Source organism: Francisella sp. LA112445 (assembly GCF_012224145.1).
Lineage (GTDB): Bacteria > Pseudomonadota > Gammaproteobacteria > Francisellales > Francisellaceae > Francisella.
In genome coordinates this window covers 1,297,382-1,316,664 of sequence record NZ_CP041030.1, presented here as the reverse complement: position 1 = coordinate 1,316,664, position 19,283 = coordinate 1,297,382, and the positions used below count along the sequence as shown (strand labels likewise).

Genomic DNA, 19,283 nt, shown 5'->3' with positions numbered 1-19,283 from the left:
AATGAACGTTAAAAAATATGATGTAGTCATAGTAGGTGGTGGCTTAGCAGGAGTTACTGCTGCTATAGATTTAGCTGAACATGATTTAAATGTCGCAATTATCTGTGATAAAGCAGTAAATTATTGTGCTAGCTCATATGCTCAAGGTGGAATAGCTGCGATAATATCAAAAGAAGATACTATAAGCTCACATGTGACAGATACATATATCGCAAGTGGAAATATTGCAGATTTAGAAAGTGTAAATCAAGTTGTAAGTAACTCAAATTCTTCAATAAAGTGGCTCGAAAAGCATGGGGTTGAGTTTGATAGAAATAAAGATGGAAACTATAATCTACATTTAGAAGGTGGCCACTCATTAGCAAGAATTCTTCACATCAAAGATTATACCGGAAGAGCAGTTATTTCAAAGCTATATGAGAGACTTCATCATTTTAAAAATATCTCATTATACTCGGAACATAAAGCATTTAGATTAATCAAAGAAGATGAAAAATGCATAGGCTTATATACTTACAATAACAAGTATCAAGTCATCAAGTTTTTTGCTGAAAAGGTGATATTAGCCTCAGGAGGAGCTTCTGGTCTATATAAATATGTAACTAATGCTACTGCTGGTGATGGTAGCACTATGATTATGGCACATGATATAGGTTGTCAGTTAGAAAACTTAGAGTTTACACAGTTTCATCCAACTTGTTTTTTAGGTAAAGCTGGTGAGCCTACTTTAATATCAGAAGCTATTCGTGGTAGTGGTGCTGTATTAGAGACAGAGAAAGGCATAAGAATCATGAAATCTATTCATGAGAGAAGAGATCTTGCTCCTAGAGATATTGTAGCGAGACAAATTTATATAAATATGCAAGCTGGACGAGATATTTATTTAAATGCAACTCATCTAAGTGCGAGTCAGTGGCAAAATGAGTTTCCTTATATCTATGAAAAATTATTAGAAAATGACATAGATCCAACCATAGATAGGATACCTATATCACCAGCAGCTCATTATAGCTGTGGAGGAGTGAAGGTTGATAAGAGCGCTAAAACAAGTATAAAAAACCTATATGCTGTTGGTGAAGTTTCTTGTACTGGCTTGCATGGAGCAAATAGGTTAGCGAGTAACTCGTTATTAGAGTGTATAGTATATGCTTTAGAGGCGAGTAAAGATATACTAAGTAACTTCACAAAAGATACATATCACGATAATGAAAATCTAAAGCTAATTGATTCAAAAAAAGATTATTCACAACAAATAATTCAAATAAGACAGCTAATGTGGGATAAGGTTGGCTTAGTCAGAAAACAATCTGAGTTAGAAGAGGCTTATCAGCAAGTTAGTTTGCTTGAAAGTGCTATAGATAATGATATCGCTTTAGATAGCTTTGATATTAATATAGAAAATTATAGAAAAATCCTAAAAATGTCTAAGCTTACTATACAAAGTGCTATAGCAAGAAAAGAGAGCATAGGAAGTCATTATTTAAGAAGTTAATAAATACAAGGGTATAGTTTAAACTATGAGAGATAAGATATTTTCAATTCCTAAAGTTGTGCTTCATGACCATCTTGACGGTGGGTTAAGAGCTAGTACTATAGTGGATTTAGCTAAGCAATATAATATAGATTTACCTAAAACTTCAGACAAAGAACTGTCGGAGTGGTTTTATGAGCAGTTCTCATCTAAAGATTTTAATAAATGTTTTGATGCATTTAATATAGCATGTGCTGTTATGCAAACACAAGAAGGTATTGAAAGAGTTGCTTTTGAGTTTGCTCAAGATCATGCTTTAGATAATGTAATCTATGCAGAGGCAAGGTTTTGTCCTTATTTTCATACAGAAAAAGGCTTAACATATGATCAGATCATCAAAAGTGTAGCTAGAGGCTTTGATAGAGCGAAACATGAGTATGGTATAGATGCAGGTATTTTAGTATGCGGAATGTATCATCTTGATGATGATACTAATTTAGAGATAGCTAAATTGTGCATTAAACATGATGAGGTTGTTGGCTATGACTTTGCTGGTATGGACATTGATGGAAGTTTATCTCAAACACTACCTAAAACGGTGGCATTTTTACAAGAAAATAATATTGATTTCACTGTACATAGTGGCGAATTCTCAAATATTGAAAATATTAAAGATAGTATTCTAAGTGGGGCAAAGAGAATTGGTCATGCATGTAACCTTTATAAAACTACAGATACTGATACTTTAAGAGAAACTATAGCACTACTTATTGACAGGAGTATACACGTTGAGTCAAATGTAAGTAGTAATCTGGCATTAGGACTAGTAGACAGTTTTGAAAATCATCCATATCAAAGAATGTTTGGTGATGATATTAGTATAGCTTTAAATACTGATGATAGGCTAATGTTGCTAGGTATAACTCTTACTGATGAATATACTTTAGCACATCAGAAAAATAATTTGTCTTTTGCAAATATGGTTATCATGAATCTAAATGCTGCAAAAGCTGCTTTTGCTAAAGATGAAGTTAAAAATAAGATAGTCAAAAAATTAAAGAGTTTTGCTGAAGCAAATATATTGTAATAGCACTTTGAAGATTAATTTTCTATAAAATTTTACCTATAAAATATATGCAAGTTATTTTGTTTATGTTTTTACTTGCTTCAGACTTTTAAATTTTTTTATAAAACATTATAGTATTAAGATCATCTTGAATTTATTAATTTAGTATATGAAAAAATATGCAGTATTTGTTTTAAGCTTCATTTGTTTTTGTTCATCTTTTGCTATGGCACATAATAATGTTGGCAAGCCATCAGTAGAAAGTTATAAAACTAAAATTTTAAATGCAGATCAGCAGATTATTGAACTGATTGCAGAACGTAAAGGTTGGCGAAAGAAGATGCTGAAACTTGAGAAAAAGCAAGGTTTACCAAGCTATGATCCATTTAAGGATAAATCATTGGATAAAACACGAACATCTTTCGCAATACAATATGATGTCTCTCCTAGACTAGTGGATGAGATTTTTAATATATTAAATACGCAGGATTTAAAAACTGCAGATCAAAGTTTTTAATAAAATATATGAGGTAATAAAATAACATGTCTATTTACGATTTTAAGCTTACAGCAGGTGATGGATCAGAATTCTATTTACCAAAAAATAAGGTTTTACTAATAGTGAATGTCGCAAGTAAGTGTGGATTTACAAAACAATACAAAGGTTTGCAACACCTACATGAGATATATCCAGACTTAGAAATAGTAGCATTCCCTTGTAACTCATTTGGCGGACAAGAGCCTGGTAGTGATCAAGAGATAAAAGAGTTTTGTAAGACTAACTTTGGTATTACATTTCCAATTATGAAAAAAACTAAAGTTAATGGTAAAGATTCAGAACCTCTATTTGAGTATTTAAAAGAGCAAGCAAAAGGAATCTTAGGTACTGAAAGAATAAAATGGAATTTTACTAAATTTTTAGTATCAAAAGATGGTCAAACTGTTGTAAGATATGCACCAAAGACAATTCCTGAAGATTTGATTGCTGATATCGATAATTTCTTAAAAGATTAATCTTTCTTAAACCTTTTTTATCAATATTTAAAAAGATCTTATAGATACTTTACTTCTCACAAGAGTTATTTCAATTAAGCTAAGAGCTATAGAAATATTGGCTTTACAGATTGGTTTGAGTAGAATCATAAAGGTTATATGTACACGTGTAACTAACACTTAAGCTTAAAAGGCTTTTTAATTTAATAATAAAACCAGGAGTTAAAAGTGATTTCAACATCTCTTTCTTATATATCATCGCTACTATTAATATGTAGTGTAATAGTACTTATTTCTAGTAAGTCTAAATCAAAAATATTTGAATATTTTCCAGCTATTGTAATCATATATTTTTTGATAGTTATATTATCAATACTTGGTTTGTGGAATACTCATTCTGTAGAAATTAAGCAGACAAAGTCACAACTTGAAGGTTTAATCTTACCTGTGATGTTATTTTTAATGTTGATTCGTTGTGATATTAGACTTGTGATTAAACTTGGACGAAAGCTTTTGATAGCTTTTTTTGGTGCAAGTATTAGTATAATGATAGCTTTCATAATTATGTATCTAACTATTGGTCGATATATATCACCAGATGCTTGGAAAGGCTTCTCTGCACTATCGGCTAGCTGGATGGGTGGTACTGGTAATATGATCGCAGTTAAGCAAGCTTTAAATACTCCAGATAATCAAATGGGATATATACTTCTTACAGATTCGATAAGTTATACGATTTGGTTTGCTCTTTTATTTGCGCTTATTTCTCGTGCTAAAGTTTTTGACAAGTGGACAAAAGCTGGATCACTAGAGGAGCATATTAGCAAGGTTAATATCCAAGATCCATATAATTTAAAAGGAGATATTAATTTTGTAGGCATATTTTTATTAATTGCTATAGCATTTACTGCTACTGATATCGCAGGTATAGTAGCATCATATTTACCTCAAACAGCACTAATTAGCACAAAGACTTGGACTATCCTAATAGTAACATTTCTTGGGTTTATAGGAGCAATGACTCCGATAGCTAAAATAAGAAGTGATAGTATCATTGCTAGTATATTTTTATATTTTCTAGTTGCTTTGATAGCTTCAGGTTCTTCATTTAAAGGATTTTCTGAGGCTCCAATATATATAGCATGTGGCATAATGATTTTAGTTATTCATGCTATAATAATGACAATTATAGCTAAGATATTTAGACTAAATCTTGCAATGTGTTCTATCGCATCATTAGCTAATATTGGTGGTATTGCAGGAGCTCCTATTTTAGCTAGTGCTTATAGTAGAAGTTTAGTTTCTATAGCTGTAGTTATGGCGTTACTTGGATTTTTAGTAGGGACTCAGGGCGGTTTAATTGTAGCTAAAATACTTTCAGGATTTGCTGTATGAGTAAAATAGTTGATATAAAAACATCTATAGTAAAAATAGCTCTTAAAAGAACATTTGTAACAGCTGTACGAAGTACAGATCATATTGATGCTTTAGTAGTTGAGCTAGTTTTAGATAATGGACTAAAAGGCTATGGTGTAGCTCCAGCAACAACAGCTGTCACAGGTGATACTCTTCAAGGAATGAAGTTTATTATAAATGAAATCTTTACACCTGTTATTAAAGGTGCGTATTTGAGTGACTATGAAGAGATTTTACACCAGGCTTTTAATAGAGTTATGTTTAATTCAGCAGCAAAAATGGCTATTGATTTAGCATTTCATGATTTATTAGCTAAACAAAAACATATCTCCGTAGCTAATCTTCTTGGAGCAAAGAATAATACTATTGAAACTGATGTATCTATAAGTTGTGGTACGGTTTCAGAGACTATACAAAATATCCAAAATGGTGTTGAGGCCAATTTTACAGCAATCAAAGTCAAAACGGGTGCTGATTTTAAAAGAGATATAGAACTACTTAAAGCTTTGGATAGTGAGTTTGATAAGAGTACTAAATTTAGATTTGATGCTAATCAAGGCTGGAGTATAACTCAAACAAAACAGTTTATTGAAGAGTTAAATAAATATAGCTTAAACGTTGAGATAATCGAGCAACCAGTTAAGTATTATGATATATCAGCTATGCATGAAATAACTCAGTTTAGTAATATCCCAATAGTTGCAGATGAGTCAGTATTTAACTCTAGTGATGCTAAGCGAGTTATAGATGAGAGAGCTTGTAATATGATAAATATCAAGCTTGCAAAAACAGGTGGTATTTTAGAAGCTAAAAAAATAAAGAAACTAGCTGATGATGCAGGTATACCATGTATGGTAGGTTGTATGATGGAATCACCAGCTGGGATCTTAGCTACAGCAAGTTTTGCACTAGCTGAAAATATTACTATAGCAGATCTTGATCCGCTAGATTGGGTTACAAAAGATATTTATAGTGATTATATAACTTTCAATGAACCAAATATTATTTTAAAAGATAATTTAATCGGATTTGGATATAATCTATAAAAATAAATAAGTGTTTGTTGGTAAATGAAAACAGACAAAAGTTTAATACTCGTTCATGGCTTTATCAAAAATAGTAAAGACATGCGTAGCTTAGAGGGTTTCTTTAGGCAATACTATGATGACATTATATCTATAGATCTGCCTACTACTTTTGTTGGTATTGATGTTGCAGTTGCTAAGTTGTGTCAAGTTATACAAAATATTCCTAAGACAAAATCTATCACATTTTTAGCTCATAGTATGGGTGGTATAATAGTTTGTAAAACTATAGATAAATTGCAACTTGAAAATGTAGATAAATGTGTATTTATAGCTACACCATTTAAAGGATCTAAGATTGCAGATTTTGGTGATAAAATTCCTTTTTATTCTAGAATATTAAAACCCAATAAAGAACTAATGGTGACGGATAAATATTTAGATGTTTGCAATAAGGTCGCCTCAAAGTTTCCAGTTGGTTTAATTGCAGGTAATAAGCATTCTAAACTTAACCTTTTAGCTAAGTTATGTCTTAATAAAGATCATGATGGTTTAGTAGAAGTAGACTCAGCATTTGCTATTAATAGTAGTGATAGAGTTATTCTAAATAAGAACCATAGTGAGATTCATCATGATATTGAAACACTTAATAAAGTAGATCACTTCTTAAAAGAGGGCAAATTTTAAGGTTCTTAAAGTATAATAAAAGAGGTTATTACTAAATAGTGGAAGATATACTATTAATAGTCTAGGTTTAATTTTGCTACAGGAAATGAGTTCTTTGATATTTCATGTGCAAAAGAAGAGTATCCAAAGCTAGTAGAAGATAAAATAATTAATACTGTAATTGAGAGAGATAGGTTTTTCATTTTGATTACCTTTAATAAAGTTTTATGATGACTTATATTAATCCGAATATCTTTTGAAACCATTTCGTCATCCTCTTCGGTCACTGGGCGGAGTCGAAGTGTGACCATAGGATCTACTCATTATGAGTCTTAAATTAGATTCTACGATCAAGTCGTAGAATGACATGTTTCTTTTGGACTAACTATAATTTTTGCGTGTATTATCACACCAATTTAGTTATATGTAAAACTAGTCTTTTTAATATATTATGTAAGCTTAGCTTACTAAATGAGGTATTTAGACTTTTCTTTTAAAAATTCGTCAACAAAGCTTTAATAATAATGTTTTGATATCTATTTTTCTAAAGTATAACATCATGGTTTTTCTTATTTCTCTTTCAAGAATAGTTATAAGAAAAGTATTTATTGTTAGGATATTAGCATGAGAGTTTTTCTTGAGTTATAGATGGACATACTATTTTTAATAAGCCTTATTAAAAATAAATGAATACTAATAATACATTATTAAGGTACAATCTATTTGAATTAAAATTAAATGGAAATAAAAATGAGTGCAAAAAAAGTACTATGTATAGGTTGGGAACCAAATTCTGTAGACTATGCTAAATATCCTGGAATGAATTCAGAAAAACTTCGAAGTGTTCTTGAAGGAGATTTACAAAAGTTAAATGATATTGGTTATGATGCTCATATGGGCTATATCACTAGTGAAGCAACAGCTGTTAAAGAGGTTTGTGATATCCTTTCTAACAACACTTTTGATATTATTTTGATAGGTGCTGGCGTGCGTAAGGATGATAGTTGTTTTATTCTATTTGAAAAGTTAGTAAACGTCGTTCATGAGCATGCAAATTCTGCAAAAATATGTTTTAATACTGGACCAACAGATAGTGTTGAAGCTGTTCAACGTTGGGATATCTAATCAAATAATATTTAATCTACAAAGTTATCTTATATTTATAAAAATATTAAATTATTTTTGCTTTAAGGAAAGATTAGGTGTAAATTATAGCCTATAAACATAAACTACCTTGAGCTTGTTTATGATAGGTCACAAAAGTTTAAGTCTAAAGTTATTTAGTTTAGCAATATTTAGTATTCCATTTGAAGGTATAGCTCATGAACATGATGCTTTTGCTCACCATCAATCAAACCGATATGGATATATGATAAAAGATAAAAATGGTTTAGACATTACAGATGTGGTTTTATCTGAGAGATCGCCGTATTGTAGTAGTTATGTAGGTAACTATTTTGCATCTGCAGATGACTATAACTTAAATCAGAAAAACTCATCATATATGACAATAAAGACTAATACTAAAGATTGTATTATTATTAGTAATGGAATTCCAAATCATACTTATGATGATGCCGAGATGGGAGCTTTTCCAAATAAAGTAGTGCCACAATATCAGATATATGTAGTTTCAAAAAGTCCTAAGCGCTTAGCTAAGCCAATTCCCTTATCTCTAAGAATGGATAATGCAATTATGCTTAATGGAGTTAAAGTTGATCTATTGGCTGCTGGGTGTTATGGAGTTGGCGATGGTAGGATTGGTTGTTTTGATCCTAATGCAAAATGGCGCTATAATCCAGCATATGAGGAGTCTGAGTTTATAATGGATACTCACCATGCCCATTCTCAGCCTGATGGAACTTATCACTATCATGCTTCACCAAATGCACTGTTTAAAGATAACTCATCTGTTGAGTCACCTGTGATAGGTTTTGCAGCGGATGGCTATCCTATTTATGGTAGTTATATTGAAAATAATGGTGAGATTTTTGAAGTTAAGTCTAGTTATCAACTAAAAAAAGGTAATCGTCCAAATACACCAGATAGTCCAGGAGGTAAGTATACTGGTGAGTTTGTTGATGATTTTCAATATGTACCAGGAAGTGGTGACTTAGATGAGTGTAATGGTATGGAGTATGATGGTAGCTATGGGTATTATGTTACTAAAGAGTTTCCTTATATTATTAACTGTTTTAAAGCTGAGCCAAATAAATCTTTTATGAAAAAACCACCAATTCGTAGATCCTAAAAAATATCATATAAAAGTTTATATCTTTAGCTTATTATATTTATATATAGAATAGCTTTTAGGTCTATAGATATGACTTTTCTTACTGAAAAACAAAATCGTGAAATTGAAGAGTATGCTATTTCTCAAGGTTTAAACCTGATTGAGAATGCCTCTGATGAGATAGTTAAGCTAATTTGTGCAAAATTTGATAAACAAAATAAAATTTTAGTAGTCGTTGGTGCTGGTAATAATGGTAGTGATGGTATTGCAGCTGCAATCAAGCTTTTAAATAAAGGTTATAATATTGATGTTTATCGAGTTTTTTCAAAAGGAAATCTAGATAATCAAAGTTATTATCAAGAGTTTTCAAAGTTAAAAAATCCTATCAGCTCCTTAAAACAAAACAAAAATGTCATTCCGGACCCCGATCCGGAATCTCCTAAAAAAAATCAAGTAGCTCTAATATGCGATTATGATGTAGTAATCGATGGAATATTTGGCATAGGGCTAGATAGAGATCTACAAGGAGATGTTTTAGAGCTCACTAAATCCATAAATCAAGATGCAAAATATACCTTAGCAATAGATGTACCAAGTGGTTTAGGTGCTTTTAATGCCAAAGTGTATGGTGAGGCAATCCAAGCTAATGAAACAATTACATTTTTAGCAGATAAACAAGGTTTACATACTGGAGATGGTTTAGATTATGCTGGTAAAGTAACTGTTAAAGAGCTAATTAATTGTGAAAATATCAAAATTAGTAAATCAGAATATCAAATCTATAAAAATCATATCCAAGATATAAATCTCGATAATATCCTTAGGAAAAAGAAAAATACCAACAAAGGCACTTATGGCAATCTAGCTATAGTTGGTGGTAATGTTGGTATGAATGGAGCTTTGCAGTTAGCTGGTAAAAGTTCGCTATATAGTGGCTGTGGCAAGGTATCGATGATATCTTTGGATAAAGATTTTCGTGCAGACATATCTATGCCTGAGCTAATGACAAAATCTTTGCAGAACATCCCTAAAGATCTAAATACTTTCTCAGCTTTAGCAGTTGGAGTTGGCTTTGATATAACTGATGACTCTGAAAAGGTTTTAGAGCTAATAATTGATAATTTAACTCAACCAACAATTTTTGATGCAGATGCTTTAAATATAATCGCAACAAATCAGCAAATTAGAGAAAAATTTATTAAATTAGAAAATAAAATAATAACTCCACATCCAGCAGAAGCAGCAAGATTACTTGGCTGTACAACAAAAGAAATTCAAGAAGATAGATTTGCTGTAGTTAGAGCTTTAGCTAAAAAATATAACTCTACAGTCGTACTAAAAGGAGCTGGAAGCCTAATTTGTAAAGATGATAAGATCTATATAAATGCTACAGGTAATCAAGGTATGGCAGTGGCAGGGCAAGGAGATGTGTTATCTGGGATTATTGGAGCATTTTTATCACAAGGTTTAGATACTCTATCAGCAAGTAGACTAGCCGTGTATATTCATGGTTTAGCTGGTGATAATCTAGCTAAAAAACTAGGTGGCTATATTGGGATATTTCCTAGTAGAGTGGCTGATGAGGTTTGTGAGGTTTTGAACTTTTTAAATTGATTTTGATTTAGAGTGTTGATTTAATGATAGAAGAGTCACTAAGAAAATAATAAAAACTGTCTGTTTTAACGAGGATATTTCATGAATAGCAAAATATTACCAATATCTATAGATCTAGGTGCAAAAAACACAGGGGTTTTCAGTGCATTTTATGAGAAAGGTACAAGGCTTGAAAATCTAAGCAATAAATCAGGTAAAGTTTATGAATTATCAAAAGATTCTTATACTTTGTTAATGAATAGCAGAACAGCTAAAAGACATCAAAGAAGAGGTATAGATAGAAAGCAATTAGTCAAAAGACTTTTTAAATTGATTTGGACTGAAAAGCTGAATTTAGAATGGGATAAAGATACTCAACAAGCTATTAGTTTTTTGCTTAATCGTAGAGGATTTAGTTTTCTAGAGGAAAAGCATGATGCTAGTTACTTTGAGAAGTTTCCTGCTGAAGCTATTGAATTATTACCTAAACAACTAAGATTAGATATAGATTCTAACCAAAGCTATGATCTAAACAGTAAAATTATTGAAACTCTCGAAAATGATACTTTCAAAGATGTGTTTGATGAAATTGAGAATAACATAAAACAAGTAAAAAAGAGTATTGTTAAAGCTAACATTATAAATATAATAAAATCAGCTATTGATGATAGAGTTTCAAAGGGAGGAATTAAGTCAACTAAGCAAAATAAGTTTGATGACTTAAAGAAAGTATCTCTATGGATTATAGAAGATATCTTTGATTCAGAAACATTTACTTATATAGAGAATGTTGATAATTATTCAAAAAATATATTTGACTATTTAAACTCGTTATCAAATGATCAACTAGAGAATCTAAGAAAAAATTTACCTACTATAGATCTTAATGAGTATAAAAATAGTGTTTGGAATTTTAATATTTCTAATTTTAATTTAGATAATGAGAAATTAATTGATAAATTAGAAGCAGGTGATGTTTCAGTTCATTTACATCATTTAGGATATGCTCTTCAGAATATCAAAAAAGAACTTGATGAAGGCTCTAGACACCGTAGTAAATACTTTGAAGAGATTGCAAGTGTACTACTAGAGCAGAACCATAAAGAAGGATATCTCAGAAGCTTTTGTCAAAATCTACACGGTAATAAATATCAAAATCTGAATGTCAAAAAACTAGTCAATCTAATAGGTAATCTAAGTAACTTAGAGTTAAAGCCACTAAGAAAGTATTTCAATGATAAAAATCATATAAAAGGCGACTACTGGGATGAAAAAAGATTTGCTGAAACCTATTGCCGTTGGATACTAGGGGAGTGGCGAGTTGGTAGCAAAGACAAAGATAAAAAAGATGGTGCTAAATATAGCTATAAAGATTTATGTGATGATCTAAAAAATAAAGTTGGCACAACTCAAGATATTAAGAGTAGTATAATAGAATTTTTAGCAGAGCTAGATCCATGTAGAACTATACCACCATATCAAGATAACAATAATCGTAAGCCACCAAAATGCCAAAGTTTGATTTTAAACCCTAAGTTCTTAGATGATAAATATCCAGAGTGGCAATTATGGCTAGGTGAGTTAAGAAGTATAGAAAGTGTCCAAAGATATTTAGAAAATTTTGAAGATGATTTAAAAAAATTAAAAACAAGTAAAGATCAACCATATTTTGTAGAAACTAAAAGCTCAAATAAACAGATTGCAAGTGGTCAAAGAGACAACAAAGATTTAGATGCTAGAGTATTACAGTTTATATTTGATAGAGTAAAAGCTAGCGATGACTTACTACTAAACGAAATTTATTCTCAAGCAAAAAAAGTGAAGCAAAATGCTAGTTCAGAAAAAGATAAACAAAAAGCATTTAATAATCTAAAAGTAGCATTGCTAGATAGTCATTTATCAAATGAGTTAAAGCCTGAAGGACACTTCGACAAGCTTAGTGATCTTGATAGTGATATATTTGAGCAGGGTACTTTTTTACATTTAGTTTGTAAATACTATAAACAAAGACAACGAGCAAAAGACTATAGGCTCTATATCATGCCTGAGTATCGTTATGATAAAAAACTAGATAAGTATAGTAATACTAGCAGATTTGATGATGATAATCAGCTACTAACATATTGCAATCATAAACCAAGACAGAAGAGATATCAGCTTTTAAATGATTTAGCGGGAGTTTTACAAATATCTCCAAATCTTTTGAAAGATAAAATTGGCTCTGATAATGAATTACAAACCATAGAGTGGTTAAAAAATTTCAAAATAGCTAGCTATTGTAAATCTGCAGTTGAAATACAAAAACAACATCGTGGTACTCTAAAAAATACTGTCCAGACAGCTATATTTAAACAAAGATTAGAAGCTATAAGGAAAAATAAAAAAGCAAGTGATGATGAAAAAGCACTTCTAGAAAAATATAAAAATGCAAAAGCACTTACAGCTGATGAGAAAAAAATAGTAAAGCTAGTTGATAACATATATAAAGCAACTCTAAAAATCGGCGAAAATCTGGGATTGGATGATAAGCAAATAGCTAAATTCAACTCAATTTATAGTTTTGCTCAAATTCAGCAAATAGCTTTTACCGAGAGAAAAGGTAATGCTAATACTTGTGCTGTGTGTAGTGCCGATAATGCTCATAGAATGCAAATTATAAGCGCATTGAGCCAGTCGAAATGCGATACTCAAACTAGTAATATTGAGGCTTCGACAAGCTTAGCCATCTTAGATAAAACAAACATATCACATAATAAGGTCACTGAGCTTGTCGAAGTGAAACCAAATAATGCTCTAAATGATTTCGACAAAGCTCAATCATCTTTGGGAGCCAAAGCTCAAAGGCTACCAGCTATACCAACTAGAATAGTTGATGGAGCAGTTAAGAAAATAGCTACAATACTAGCTAGAAATATAGTTGATGATAATTGGGATAATATTAAACAGGCTTTAGAGAATAAACAAAAGCTTCATATACCTATTATCACAGAGTCAAATGCCTTTGAGTTTGAGCCAAGTCTGGCAGAGATAAAAGGCACTAAAAAGAAAGATAGAATATCATCACAAGAGCTATTTGCCAAAAAAGAAAATAGAATCAAAAACTTTTCCAAAGGGATATCAGCATATAGTGATACTATTTTAGCGGATGGTGATTATGACGGCTCAAAAGAAGAGCTTGACCATATAATTCCTCGCTCACATAAAAAATACGGGACTTTAAATGATGAAGCAAATTTAATTTGTGTAACTCGTGATGATAACCAAAAAAGAGGTAATAAAGCTGTATATTTGAGTGATCTAAAACCAAACTATAAGTCCAAGCAATTTTGTACTACTGATAATTCACAAATTGAAAAATATATAGCTGAAAAAATTTGGGATGCTGAAAAGCAAGGTTTCAAATTTGGTAACTATCGTAGCTTTATTAATCTAACACCAGAAGAGCAGATAGCTTTTAGGCATGCACTATTTTTAGCAGATGAAAATCCTATCAAGCAAGCAGTTATCAAGTCGATAGATAATCGCAATCGTACATTTGTAAATGGTACACAACGATATTTTGCTGAAGTACTAGCTAATAATATCTACCTAAGAGCGAAAAAAGAAAATTTAGCTACAGATAAATTATCATTTGACTATTTTGGTGTGCCAACTACAGATAGTAGTGGGCGAGGTATTGCAGATATTCGTAAGCTATATGAGAAAGTCGATGATGATATATCATTCTTTGCAAAAAATAAGGATAAACAACAGGAATCTTATTCACACTTGATAGATGCAATGCTAGCTTTTTGTGTTGCTGCAGATGAGCATAAAAATGATGGTAGTATTGGTTTAGAAATCGATAACCAAAATGGACTATTCCCAACCCCTGATAAGTATGATGAAAATACTGGAGAAATTCTAAGCTGGCAAGATGATGATATATTTAGTCAAATAAAAGTAACTGATAGTGAGTTTAGTGAGAGTAAGTTGGCTAGAAGAAAGGCTACGGATGGGTTTAATACACATAGGCAGATGACTAGAGATGGTATATATGCTGAGAGCTATTTACCAATATTGATTCATAAAGAATTAGATGAAGTTAGAAAAGGCTTTACATGGAAAAATAGTGAAGAATTAAAGATTCATAAAGGTAAAAAATATGACACACAACAGTTAAACAATCTTTTATACTCTTTAAAGTTTATATCTAAACCTATTGTTTTAGATATGCAAATTAATTCATTAGATGAGTTAAGAGAAATTTTAAAAGTAAATAAGGCTCAGTCAACAGCAGAATACTACTGCTTAAATTTAAAAACTCAAAAATTACATGAGTACTACATTAGCAACTATAATACTGCTTTAGGCTATAAAAAATATAGTAATGAAATGAAGTTCTTGAGAGAACTTACATATCGCACAGAGAGAGTAAAAATTAAATCTCTTGATGATGTAAATACTATTCTTGGCAAAGATAGTAATTTTAAAGCGGGGAAAATAGATTTACCTTTTAAAAACGAGTGGCATAAGCTTCAGCGAGCATGGCAAAATACGGCTATTGAAGATGATTATGAATTTTTAAAAACTTATTTTGATGTTAGATCTAATACAAAGCAACATCAAAAAGTAAGAAAAGATTTTTCTTTACCAATAAAAAGTATTCAGGGTAATTATTTATTTAGGAGAAAAGCTTGGGATAACTCATATACTTATCAAATATTAAATAATTCAGACCCTAGAAAAGATGATGTTCAATCTTTCATACCTGTGTATGATATTTCTAGTAGACAACGCAAGAAAGGTATTATTGACGCTTTTGTATCTAAAAATGTATTTATGCTATCTGATGATGAGTTTGTTAAGTCTGATATACCTAATATTATGATCCTTAATAGAACAAATTGGTATACGATTGATATCACAGATGAGTTAAGACAACTTGGAGTTACAGACTTATGCTATAGAGTTGATGATAACAGTAGACCAAGTATTAAAATATCATATAGAGAGATATTACAAGATAATATTAGTCGATTGTGTAGTAATCCCCTTATTAAACCTAATGTACCAAAAGATCTTGCAGATCAGCTAAAGCTAAAATCCAATTGCAAAGATTATATATATAAGGGAGCTAGTTTTTCTAATACTTCAAATATAGCACTAAATACAGCGTTAGCTAGATATTATGAAACATCTAATAATTAGTGAATACGGAATATATTTAGGTTTAGAGGCAGGTAGATTAGTTGTTAAAAACAAAGAAGATAGAAAATATTTTCCATTAAATCGACTAGCTACAGTAGCTATTGCTAAAAGAGGTATTAGTTTCTCTAGTGATTTGATAGAGCAATTTTCTCTAAGAGGGATCAAGCTTTTCTTTTTGGATTTTAGAGGTGTTGCTCATTCTATGCTAGTTGGTGCAAATCAACATGCTGTAGTTCAAGCGCGTATTAATCAATATAGATATATAGAAACAAATGCTTTAGATATATCTATCAGACTAATTTCAGCTAAAATTAAAAATCAACGAGCAACACTTAGTTACTTTAATAAGCATCATAAATCTGCAAATCTACTAAAGGCTATAGAGGAGCTTAAACGAAGTACTCAGATTATCAAAAATGCTAAAACTCTAAATGATGTTTTAGGTTACGAGGGGTATGCTGCAAATATTTACTTCTCTGCTCTAGCACAGGATAAATTCTTATCAGAAAGCTTTGCAAATCGAGAAGGAAGAGGCTCTCAAGAGATAGCAAATAGCATGCTAAATTTTGGTTATGCGATATTATCTAGCTATATTCTAAATGCTATTACAAATGCAGGGCTTGAACCATATTTAGGATTCTTACATCAGAAAAGACCAGGTAAGATGTCTTTAGTATTAGATCTCATGGAAGAATATCGTGCTTGGGTTGTAGATAGAGTTGTTATTAAACTACGAGAGCAATACAAGAATAAAAAACATATGGATACCAAATTGAAGTCTGCTCTTATATCACAAATACAGGCTACTATTGCTAAAAAGTATATCTATAAAGGTAAGAAGTTGAGACTAGAACATATAATCCAAAGACAAGTTTATAGGCTATCAGGAGAGTTTGCAGGCGAGCATAATTATAAACCATATGTTTTTAAGTGGTAGAATATATGTGCATTAAGTCGGTCAAAATTAACAATATGTATATGCTTAGTAATGAATTAACAAATAAGGTGACCGAGTTTGTCGAGGTACTGATAGGGAATATGAACTATGAAAAAAGGATATGTTTATATTTTAAAATGCAGAGATGGTACATTTTATACAGGAAGTACAAATAATATAGATGCTAGAGTATATCAACATAATATTGGTAAAGGGTCTAATTACACCAAGAAAAGGTTGCCAGTTACTTTAGTTTACTTAGAAGAGTTTGAAAGGGTTGATGAAGCATTTTATAGGGAAAAACAAATACAGGGGTGGAGTCATAAAAAGAAACAAGCTCTTATTGATAGTGACTTTGATAGATTAATATCCTTGTGTAAGGGTAATGTCTTCGACAAGATTTAGTCATCTTTATAAGTTCATTGAGCTGGTCGAAATGAACTTATAACAGAGATATTTAACTGTAAAGGTTGATGACTTCGACAGGCTCAGTCATCTTAAGATATAACTATGCAACTAAGAAAAGAATATTTAATAGCCTACGATATAGAAGATAATAAAATTAGAACCACTATATATAAACAACTCCTAGCATATGGTCTAAAAGCTGTACAAAAATCAGTATTTTGGGGTTGTGTAAGTATTGCAGAATTAAATGCTATCAAAAGATTATTTGATAATTCTTTAGATACTTTTGATAAAGTATTTATAGCAAGAGTGAATATGCAAGAGCAAAAGCTAGATTATAGTTTTGGCTATGATGAAAAAGTTTTTAAAGATTGGGACGAATATGGACATATTTGATACTGATTTATCTATACCTATTAATATAATTCGTGAGTGGTGTTTTTGTCCGAGAGTTGTTTATTATAGAGAGCTTTTGAATATAAAAACGCATAAGCCTTTATGGGTAGCACAAGGTGAAGACTTTCACAAAAAAGTTGAACATCTAGAAAAAAGGCGAAGTTTTAAAAGGTATGGTTTAGATAGTGCTACTAGGCATTTTAATGTTAGTTTGAAAAGTAGTAAATATCATATACACGGAGTAGTTGACTGGATTTTAGAAACAGATGAGTTTATATATATCGTTGAATACAAAACTAATCCAAACCCTAATAGCTTGGGACATAAATTACAAATAGTGGCTTATGCTTTACTAGCTCAAGAATCATACCAAAAGACTTGTAGAGTAGCATTTTTAACGTCTAGTAAAAAATCTTATGAAATACAAATAACTGACTATTTAATACAAAAATTACAAGAAATAATTAAAAATATATCTGATACTTTAGATAGTGGTAACAAACCTGACTCTTCAGCCTCTGATCATCAGTGTATACAGTGTCAATACCTTAACTTTTGTAATGACCGCTAGAGATATAAGTCAATTGTACTAGTCGATATGCCCGATGCTGTAAAGTATGATGACTTCGACAGGCTCAGCGATCTTGTTAAAGTTTATTGAACTCAATCGAAATGAATAGAGTTATCCGCAATACCCAACTTGATTGGGTATCTCAAATCGATATTTACACAAACAAAAAAAGCCACTTATGCGGCAAATTTTTTGCTCTAAATTAATCAGACGTGTCTAACAGAGGTCCGTTCAAAATACTTTTAAATGATTACAGAGCATTAAATATTTGGTACATTTGATATTTTAGATACTTTTTCGCAAAATGTCTACTATTTTTGACAAGTAGAGTATTTTCGAAAAAATACCTTTAAGTAATTCTCTTAAAGCCTTATAAACACTAGGTTTGTTTTGGCTCCAACAGTAGTATACCAAATATTCTAGCTACTGAAACATACGCTCATTTGTTATTTTATTTGAATCAATATTACCAACAGTAGTATACCAAATATTCTAGCTACTGAAACTATAAGTAGTCTGTTATTCCAAAACCTCTAATAGCCAACAGTAGTATACCAAATATTCTAGCTACTGAAACTTAGCATCAGGGCTTAGATATGTACTTCCATCGTTCCAACAGTAGTATACCAAATATTCTAGCTACTGAAACAAAAATGAGTTAATGAGAGCCAAGATTATGGAACTACCAACAGTAGTATACCAAATATTCTAGCTACTGAAACATCCTATTTTAATAGATGGTGATAATAATGTTATTGCCAACAGTAGTATACCAAATATTCTAGCTACTGAAACAATCCATTGAATCACAAAATCTTTCAAATTCTTGTCCAACAGTAGTATACCAAATATTCTAGCTACTGAAACGAATCTGCTGACAAAACATTTCAGCTTATGCAAGCACCAACAGTAGTATACCAAATATTCTAGCTACTGAAACGTTTAAGTGGAATATTTGTATAAATAGGTGTACCCCAACAGTAGTATACCAAATATTCTAGCTACTGAAACATGGCGTATTTGTTTGACCAGTAACAGCTATTTGCACCAACAGTAGTATACCAAATATTCTAGCTACTGAAACCAGATGGTATATTTTCATTCGTTGTGCTTGTAGAAGCCAACAGTAGTATACCAAATATTCTAGCTACTGAAACAGAAAAACATCATCTTTGATGTTAAGACTTGTAGAGCCAACAGTAGTATACCAAATATTCTAGCTACTGAAACACATGGGTAATAATTCTACTTCTTGGTTTGATGCTTCCAACAGTAGTATACCAAATATTCTAGCTACTGAAACCCGCAATCTGGGGAT

16 protein-coding genes and 1 CRISPR repeat array (1 of these 17 cut by a window edge) are annotated in these 19,283 nt (G+C 31.0%); of the genes, 15 read left to right on the top strand and 1 reads right to left on the bottom strand.

Translation table 11 applies throughout. From position 1 onward, the window contains the following. Window position 1 precedes the first annotated feature (1 nt). The 7 genes from nadB to FIP56_RS06380 all read left to right on the top strand — a co-directional run bounded on the left by nadB (window position 2) and on the right by FIP56_RS06380 (window position 6,658). Entirely contained in the window at window positions 2–1,492 is a 1,491-nt protein-coding gene (nadB, locus tag FIP56_RS06410) for an L-aspartate oxidase (protein ID WP_192578114.1), read from the top strand. Between the two features lie 25 nt (window positions 1,493–1,517). Further along, window positions 1,518–2,558 carry an alkaline phosphatase gene (locus tag FIP56_RS06405; RefSeq protein WP_192578113.1) on the top strand — a complete coding sequence of 347 codons (1,041 nt, stop codon included), beginning with the start codon at window positions 1,518–1,520 and terminating at the stop codon, window positions 2,556–2,558. 205 nt (window positions 2,559–2,763) lie between these two features. Next, entirely contained in the window at window positions 2,764–3,054 is a 291-nt protein-coding gene (locus tag FIP56_RS06400; RefSeq protein WP_209451877.1) for a chorismate mutase, read from the top strand. Between the two features lie 26 nt (window positions 3,055–3,080). Continuing rightward, window positions 3,081–3,551, top strand: a complete 471-nt coding sequence (locus FIP56_RS06395) for a glutathione peroxidase (RefSeq protein ID WP_192578111.1) — start codon at window positions 3,081–3,083, stop codon at window positions 3,549–3,551. Between the two features lie 207 nt (window positions 3,552–3,758). Further along, the gene (locus FIP56_RS06390; RefSeq protein WP_192578110.1) at window positions 3,759–4,925 is read left to right on the top strand and encodes a DUF819 family protein; all 1,167 of its coding nucleotides are present in this window, start codon (window positions 3,759–3,761) and stop codon (window positions 4,923–4,925) included. Next, the gene (locus FIP56_RS06385; RefSeq protein WP_192578109.1) at window positions 4,922–5,992 is read left to right on the top strand and encodes a dipeptide epimerase; all 1,071 of its coding nucleotides are present in this window, start codon (window positions 4,922–4,924) and stop codon (window positions 5,990–5,992) included. The genes FIP56_RS06390 and FIP56_RS06385 overlap by 4 nt, the downstream gene beginning before the upstream one ends. A gap of 24 nt (window positions 5,993–6,016) precedes the next feature. Beyond that, on the top strand, window positions 6,017–6,658 hold the full coding sequence (locus tag FIP56_RS06380) for an alpha/beta hydrolase (RefSeq protein ID WP_192578108.1): 642 nt from the start codon (window positions 6,017–6,019) through the stop codon (window positions 6,656–6,658). Between the two features lie 53 nt (window positions 6,659–6,711). Here FIP56_RS06380 and FIP56_RS10410 read toward each other — a convergent pair whose 3' ends face one another. Continuing rightward, window positions 6,712–6,840, bottom strand: coding sequence for a hypothetical protein (locus FIP56_RS10410; RefSeq protein WP_281062956.1), 129 nt, complete (start codon window positions 6,838–6,840; stop codon window positions 6,712–6,714). A 547-nt stretch (window positions 6,841–7,387) separates the two neighbouring features. Between FIP56_RS10410 and FIP56_RS06375 the strand changes: the two genes are divergently transcribed. The 8 genes from FIP56_RS06375 to cas4 all read left to right on the top strand — a co-directional run bounded on the left by FIP56_RS06375 (window position 7,388) and on the right by cas4 (window position 17,965). Continuing rightward, a complete protein-coding gene (locus tag FIP56_RS06375) occupies window positions 7,388–7,762 on the top strand; it encodes a hypothetical protein (protein ID WP_192578107.1) in 375 nt (124 codons plus the stop codon). 121 nt (window positions 7,763–7,883) lie between these two features. Next, window positions 7,884–8,888, top strand: a complete 1,005-nt coding sequence (locus tag FIP56_RS06370; RefSeq protein WP_192578106.1) for a YHYH protein — start codon at window positions 7,884–7,886, stop codon at window positions 8,886–8,888. 72 nt (window positions 8,889–8,960) lie between these two features. Further along, window positions 8,961–10,484, top strand: a complete 1,524-nt coding sequence (locus FIP56_RS06365) for an NAD(P)H-hydrate dehydratase (protein WP_192578105.1) — start codon at window positions 8,961–8,963, stop codon at window positions 10,482–10,484. Between the two features lie 81 nt (window positions 10,485–10,565). Next, complete coding sequence (gene cas9, locus FIP56_RS06360) at window positions 10,566–15,653, top strand: type II-B CRISPR-associated RNA-guided endonuclease Cas9/Csx12 (protein ID WP_192578104.1); 5,088 nt, start codon at window positions 10,566–10,568, stop codon at window positions 15,651–15,653. Then, complete coding sequence (cas1, locus tag FIP56_RS06355; protein WP_192578103.1) at window positions 15,634–16,590, top strand: type II CRISPR-associated endonuclease Cas1; 957 nt, start codon at window positions 15,634–15,636, stop codon at window positions 16,588–16,590. Before cas9 ends, cas1 begins: the two co-directional genes overlap by 20 nt. Before the next feature lie 108 nt (window positions 16,591–16,698). Beyond that, window positions 16,699–16,995, top strand: a complete 297-nt coding sequence (locus tag FIP56_RS06350) for a GIY-YIG nuclease family protein (RefSeq protein ID WP_192578102.1) — start codon at window positions 16,699–16,701, stop codon at window positions 16,993–16,995. A gap of 105 nt (window positions 16,996–17,100) precedes the next feature. Continuing rightward, window positions 17,101–17,394, top strand: a complete 294-nt coding sequence (gene cas2 / locus FIP56_RS06345) for a CRISPR-associated endonuclease Cas2 (RefSeq protein ID WP_192578101.1) — start codon at window positions 17,101–17,103, stop codon at window positions 17,392–17,394. Continuing rightward, entirely contained in the window at window positions 17,381–17,965 is a 585-nt protein-coding gene (gene cas4 / locus FIP56_RS06340) for a CRISPR-associated protein Cas4 (RefSeq protein ID WP_192578100.1), read from the top strand. Before cas2 ends, cas4 begins: the two co-directional genes overlap by 14 nt. 396 nt (window positions 17,966–18,361) lie before the next feature. Then, window positions 18,362–19,283: direct repeats of the CRISPR family, unit length 37 nt; unit sequence CCAACAGTAGTATACCAAATATTCTAGCTACTGAAAC; it runs 2,012 nt beyond the window's last position.

Coding starts and splice junctions, on each gene's coding strand:
- nadB (WP_192578114.1), top strand. CDS start 2: ATGAACGTTAAAAAATATGATGTAGTCATAGTAGGTGGTGGCTTAGCA.
- FIP56_RS06405 (WP_192578113.1), top strand. CDS start 1,518: ATGAGAGATAAGATATTTTCAATTCCTAAAGTTGTGCTTCATGACCAT.
- FIP56_RS06400 (WP_209451877.1), top strand. CDS start 2,764: ATGGCACATAATAATGTTGGCAAGCCATCAGTAGAAAGTTATAAAACT.
- FIP56_RS06395 (WP_192578111.1), top strand. CDS start 3,081: ATGTCTATTTACGATTTTAAGCTTACAGCAGGTGATGGATCAGAATTC.
- FIP56_RS06385 (WP_192578109.1), top strand. CDS start 4,922: ATGAGTAAAATAGTTGATATAAAAACATCTATAGTAAAAATAGCTCTT.
- FIP56_RS06380 (WP_192578108.1), top strand. CDS start 6,017: ATGAAAACAGACAAAAGTTTAATACTCGTTCATGGCTTTATCAAAAAT.
- FIP56_RS10410 (WP_281062956.1), bottom strand. CDS start 6,840: ATGAAAAACCTATCTCTCTCAATTACAGTATTAATTATTTTATCTTCT.
- FIP56_RS06375 (WP_192578107.1), top strand. CDS start 7,388: ATGAGTGCAAAAAAAGTACTATGTATAGGTTGGGAACCAAATTCTGTA.
- FIP56_RS06370 (WP_192578106.1), top strand. CDS start 7,884: ATGATAGGTCACAAAAGTTTAAGTCTAAAGTTATTTAGTTTAGCAATA.
- FIP56_RS06365 (WP_192578105.1), top strand. CDS start 8,961: ATGACTTTTCTTACTGAAAAACAAAATCGTGAAATTGAAGAGTATGCT.
- cas9 (WP_192578104.1), top strand. CDS start 10,566: ATGAATAGCAAAATATTACCAATATCTATAGATCTAGGTGCAAAAAAC.
- cas1 (WP_192578103.1), top strand. CDS start 15,634: ATGAAACATCTAATAATTAGTGAATACGGAATATATTTAGGTTTAGAG.
- FIP56_RS06350 (WP_192578102.1), top strand. CDS start 16,699: ATGAAAAAAGGATATGTTTATATTTTAAAATGCAGAGATGGTACATTT.
- cas2 (WP_192578101.1), top strand. CDS start 17,101: ATGCAACTAAGAAAAGAATATTTAATAGCCTACGATATAGAAGATAAT.
- cas4 (WP_192578100.1), top strand. CDS start 17,381: ATGGACATATTTGATACTGATTTATCTATACCTATTAATATAATTCGT.